The sequence below is a fragment of the Massilia glaciei genome, assembly GCF_003011895.2.
Taxonomy (GTDB): Bacteria; Pseudomonadota; Gammaproteobacteria; order Burkholderiales; family Burkholderiaceae_D; genus Telluria_A; species Telluria_A glaciei.
Map to the genome: position 1 here is coordinate 1 of NZ_PXWF02000112.1, position 784 is coordinate 784.

Genomic DNA, 784 nt, shown 5'->3' on the forward strand with positions numbered 1-784 from the left:
GATCATCGGAATCGGAATCGGCTTGCAGCACCACGTCATCGCCGAAGGCGTTGAAACTTCAACCCAGTTGGAATTTTTGCGTGAAAATAAATGTACAACCGTACAAGGTTTCTATCTGAATCGGCCGATGAGCGGCGAGAAATTTACATCGTTCCTGGTTGGTCGCAGCGCGAATAATTAATCGCAGGGGGGCTGGTCCCGCTTTTCGTCGGCCGTCCTCCTAATAATCCTTCACGATCAAGAAGCATCTCGCCAATTTGCAGGCCATTTTCGTCGATGGTGTCTTCTCTAAGCTCGTCGGAATGTTTGCTTGCCCGCACTTTTACCACCGCTATCATGCGCCTCAGCCGGCTTTCGACTTCGATGTAGCGCTGAACGATGATTGCGTCTGTTAAAAATGCTGTGCCGTAAGGGCTGAAACGTAAATCGGTGTACCTGTCCTCAAGTTCGGACGCCATGACGACCGTCGCTCCAGCGTCGGTGATCGTGGTAACCAGGCGTAACATCGATTCGCGAAAATCGGCCCGGAATGTCGGTGCCAAGGCGAGCTCGAAACTGGAGAGTGAGTCCAACACAACGCGGGTTGCCTTGATGCGCCGTAGTTCATCTATCAGCAGGTTGATCACCTCATCGATCGAGAGATCGGGGGAGCCGGTATCAACGACGCTGATCGATCCGTTTTGCACGAGCTTGGCAAGCAGAGGAGTGCGCGTTTTTTTGCTTGGTCGTTGTTCAAACGCCGCAACCACCCCGGTTTCTCCCCAATCCACCGGACTTAACGGGT

2 protein-coding genes are annotated in these 784 nt (G+C 53.1%); one reads left to right on the forward strand and one right to left on the reverse strand.

The window, feature by feature from the left end:
• A partial coding sequence (locus tag C7C56_RS08095) for an EAL domain-containing protein (protein ID WP_146204340.1) occupies window positions 1–181 on the forward strand: 181 nt, incomplete at its 5' end.
• Here the strand turns inward: C7C56_RS08095 and C7C56_RS08100 are convergent.
• Window positions 144–784: RAD55 family ATPase (locus tag C7C56_RS08100; RefSeq protein WP_307719036.1), on the reverse strand; the 641-nt coding region annotated here is incomplete at its 5' end. The genes C7C56_RS08095 and C7C56_RS08100 overlap by 38 nt on opposite strands.